Annotated in this window: 4 protein-coding genes; 2 read left to right on the top strand and 2 right to left on the bottom strand. The window is 68.4% G+C overall.

Annotation, left to right across the window (positions count from 1 at the left end; all coding sequences use genetic code 11):
• Positions 1–1134 (bottom strand): DNA primase (gene dnaG / locus VFF46_RS19450; protein WP_325038575.1); only part of this gene is annotated, 1134 nt, incomplete at its 3' end.
• 51 nt (positions 1135–1185) lie between these two features.
• On the opposite strand from dnaG, the gene VFF46_RS19445 reads away from it, so the two are divergent.
• Both VFF46_RS19445 and VFF46_RS19440 read left to right on the top strand, forming a co-directional pair.
• Positions 1186–2820 carry a glycoside hydrolase family 99-like domain-containing protein gene (locus VFF46_RS19445; protein WP_325038574.1) on the top strand — a complete coding sequence of 545 codons (1635 nt, stop codon included), beginning with the start codon at positions 1186–1188 and terminating at the stop codon, positions 2818–2820.
• Positions 2821–2829: 9 nt separating this feature from the next.
• Positions 2830–3672: a biopolymer transporter Tol gene (locus tag VFF46_RS19440; protein ID WP_325038573.1), complete on the top strand. Its 843-nt coding sequence runs from the start codon at positions 2830–2832 to the stop codon at positions 3670–3672.
• A gap of 26 nt (positions 3673–3698) precedes the next feature.
• On the opposite strand, the gene VFF46_RS19435 is transcribed toward VFF46_RS19440, so the two are convergent.
• On the bottom strand, positions 3699–3896 hold a 198-nt coding region (locus tag VFF46_RS19435; protein ID WP_325038572.1), incomplete at its 5' end, for an oxidoreductase C-terminal domain-containing protein.

The following is a 3896-nucleotide window of genomic DNA, read 5'->3' as shown; positions in this document are numbered from 1 at the left end:
GTACAGCGGGACGCGCCGCCCGATCAGCTCGCGGACCGCCGCGTCGCCCTTCTGCAGCCGCAGGTCGCACGGGTCCAGCCCGTCCGGCTCGACCGCGACGTACGTCTGCGCGGCGAACGCCTGGTCGCCCGCGAACGCCTTGAGCGCCGCCCGCTGACCCGCCTCGTCGCCGTCGAAGGTGAAGATCACCTCGCCGCGGAACTGGTCGTTGTCGAGCAGCAGCTGCCGCAGCACCCGCGCGTGGTCGTCGCCGAACGCCGTACCGCAGGTGGCGACCGCGGTCTGTACGCCGGCCAGGTGACACGCCATCACGTCGGTGTAACCCTCGACCACCACGGCCTGCCGGCCCTTGGCGATCTCGCGCCGGGCGAGGTCCACGCCGTACAGCACCTTGGACTTCTTGTAGATCGGGGTCTCGGGCGTGTTCAGGTACTTCGCCTCGATCCGGTCGTCGTCGAACAACCGCCGGGCACCGAACCCGATCACGTCCGACGAGGCGTCCCGGATCGGCCACATCAGCCGGCCGCGGAACCGGTCGTACAGCCCGCGCTGCCCGTCGGCGGCGAGTCCGGACGCGACCAGCTCGGCGTTCGTGAAGCCGCGACCACGGAGGTGGCTCACCAGCGCCTCGCCACCGCGCGGCGCGAACCCCACGCCGAACTGCACCGCGGCGTCCTTGTCGAACCCGCGCTTGTCCAGGAACTGCCGCCCGAGCGACGCCTCGGCCGCGCCGAACAGGTTGTCGACGTAGAACTCGGCGGCCACCCGGTGCGCCTCGACGAGCCGCGGCCGCTGGTTGCCCGGGCCGCGCTGCACCGGCGCGCCGGAGTCCTCGTACCGGAGCTGGATGCCGACCTTCGCGGCCAGGGTCTCGACCGCCTCCGAGAAGGTGATCTGGTCGACCTTCTGGATGAAGTCGATGACGTCGCCGCCCTCTTGGCAGCCGAAACAGTAGAAGAACCCGCGCGCCGGGGTGACGTTGAACGACGGCGACTTCTCGTCGTGGAACGGGCAGAGCCCCTTGAGGTTGCCACCGCCGGCGTTCTTCAAGGTCACGTACGAACCCACGACGTCGTCGATCCGGGCCCGCTCGCGCACCAGCGCGATGTCCTCTTCCTTGATCCGGCCTGCCACCCCGCGAGTCTACGATCATCAGCAACCAACGACGAACCTGGGGAATTCTGTATGCGTCGCGCTGCCGGACTGCTCGCACTGACCGCTGCCACCATCGGAGCGATCCTGACCGCCGGACCGGTCCTGGCAGACCAGCCACCACCACCTGCATCACAGTCCCAGGCGGTCGCCAGACCGGCCCAACCCGCCCCGTTCGTCGAGCTGGTCTCCCCCGGCGGCGTAGGACGCCTGTACACCGCCGACCCGCGCGAGCTGGCCTCCGCAACGGCTGCCGGCTACCAGCGGCAGCCAGGTACGACGGGGTTCATCGGCCGTGAAGCCAAGGCCGGCTGGACTGCGCTGTACCGTCTCAAGCCGTCAGCGTCAGCCACACGCTGGCTGTTCACGAGTAGTACGCAGGAGCGGGACGCGCTGGTGGCCCAGCACTGGGTGCTGGAAGGGACAGCAGGCTATGTCTCCACCAAGGCGGGGCCTGGGCTGGTGGAGCTGCGGCGGTTTACCAACGGGCGTGAGTGGCGGCTGGCGCTTGTGTCCAGGACGGACGAGCTGCTTAAGGCGGGCTACACGCTCGACGGGCCGGTCGGTTACGTCTACCAGAACTGGGTGCGGGCCGGTGCCGTGTACTTCGGCATGTTCAACACCAACGGTCACCAGACGATCATCGCCCGGACCAAGGAGATCTACGGCCGCGACAACGACTGGTGGGGCGGCGTCCGCGACTTCCACGACGGTACGCACTACGCGACCGACAACTGGCCCGGCGAGGACTGGTCGTACCTGAAGCCCTCGATCGGGTACTACGACGACTCGAAGCCAGAAACGCTCGAGAAACACATCACCCAGGCCACCTCAGCCGGGCTGAGCTTCTTCAACTTCTACTGGTACTGGGACAACACCAAGCAGGCGCAGACCGTCACAGCGTCCGCCCTGGACGCGTTCCTGCAGGCACGGAACAAGGACAGCATCGACTTCACCGTCGGCGTCTGCGCGCACCCGTACGCGCCGCTCAACATCCCGACAACGCAGTACGACGCTGTTGCCGCCAACCTGATGCGCTACCTGCAGCACGACAACACGCTGCGCACCAACGACGGCCGGAAGATCCTGAACATCTGCGACGCCCGCGGGCTCGGCGACGGGAGCAACGCGCAGGTGAAGCAGTTCGTCGACACAGTCCGGGCGAAGGCCCGCAGCCAGCTCGGCGAGGACATCTACGTGATGATCAACCAGGCCGGGTTCGACCCGAAGCAGGTCGGCAACGCCGGTGCGGATGCGCCGTACTGCACGACCGACGGGCCTGCTGTCGAGAGCCGTTCGTACAAGACGTACCTGCAGGGTCAGCGGGCGTTCTACAACCAGGCGCCCGGTGCGTACGGGCGGTGCGTTCTGTCGGACTTCGACGAGCGCCCGCGGTACCCGATCGAGCAGACCGACGTGAAGGCGATCCGCTGGATGCCGGACCAGTCGCTGGACGGCTACCGTACGGCGGTCCGCAACGCCGTGGCCGACATGGCGACGTCGACCCGTCCGTCGACCGTCGACAACTACCTGTTCCTGTACGCGTGGAACGAGTGGCACGAGGGCGGCATCATCGAGCCGAACGAGCGCGACGGCTGCGCGTACCTCGACATCTTGCATACCGAGCTGTCGCTGCAGGGCAGCGGGTGCGTCGCGAATCCGAGTTAGGTTGGCTGCATGCCAAGAACCCTGCGCCCTGGTCAGCGGGCCGAGCTGTACGTCGTCGACGTCGCCCGTAACGAGCACCGGCTGGTGTTCAGCTCGGACGAAGTGCTGTTCGAGGCGCCGAACTGGCTCCCGGACGGCACGCTGGTTGTCAACGGCAACGGCCTGCTGTACCGGGTCGCGGACGGGCTCGAGGAGATCGAGCTCGGCGGGGTGCCGGCGATCAACAACGACCACGTGGTCAGCCCCGACGGGCGGACGGTCTACGTGTCCGCCGAGGACGGGCACATCTACGCGGTGCCGATCGAGGGCGGCGCGGGCCGCCGGGTGACCAACGACCGCGGGACCGGGTTCCACCACTACCTGCACGGCGTGTCCCCGGACGGTACGACGCTCGCGTACATCGGCCTGGAGTGGATCGGCGAGCGGCGGATCACCAACGTCTGGACGATCCCGGCCGCGGGCGGCGCCGACGTACAGGTGACCGACGACTCGTTCGCCGACGACGGCGCGGAGTACGGGCCGGACGGCGAGTGGATCTACTTCAACTCCGAGCGCGCGGGGCAGGCGCAACTGTTCCGGATCAAGGACGGTACGGCCGAGCAGTTGACGGCCGACGAGCGGGTGAACTGGTTCCCGCATCCGGCGCCGGACGGGTCGGCGATCGCGTACGTGAGCTTCCCGCCGGGGACCGAGGGGCATCCGGCCGACATCGACGACGTCCGGCTGCGGCTGCTCATGCGCGACGGCGAGGTCCGCGAGCTGACGAGCCTGTTCGGCGGTCAGGGCACGATGAACGTGCCGAGCTGGTCACCGGACAGCTCGTCGTTCGCGTACGTCACCTATCCGCTCTAGGTCTCGCTGCTCTAGACCTCCCCGCTCTAGACCTCGGTCAGCTCGACGGAGGTGTCGGCGAGGCGCGCCGGGTCGACCTGCTCGCCGGAGCGGATCAGCGCGCTGACCGCGTCGATGGTGTCCCAGGTGTTGACGTGCATACCGGCCAGGACGTGGTTCTCGTCGTCCAGCCAGAACGCGAGGTAGGCGCCGGACTTCGGGTCACCGCGCAGCACCACGTGGTA

It is taken from the genome of Kribbella sp., from assembly GCF_035655035.1.
In the GTDB taxonomy this organism is placed as follows: domain Bacteria; phylum Actinomycetota; class Actinomycetes; order Propionibacteriales; family Kribbellaceae; genus Kribbella.
The sequence above is the reverse complement of the archived record's forward strand: the minus strand, read 5'-3'. Positions and strand labels throughout refer to the sequence as shown.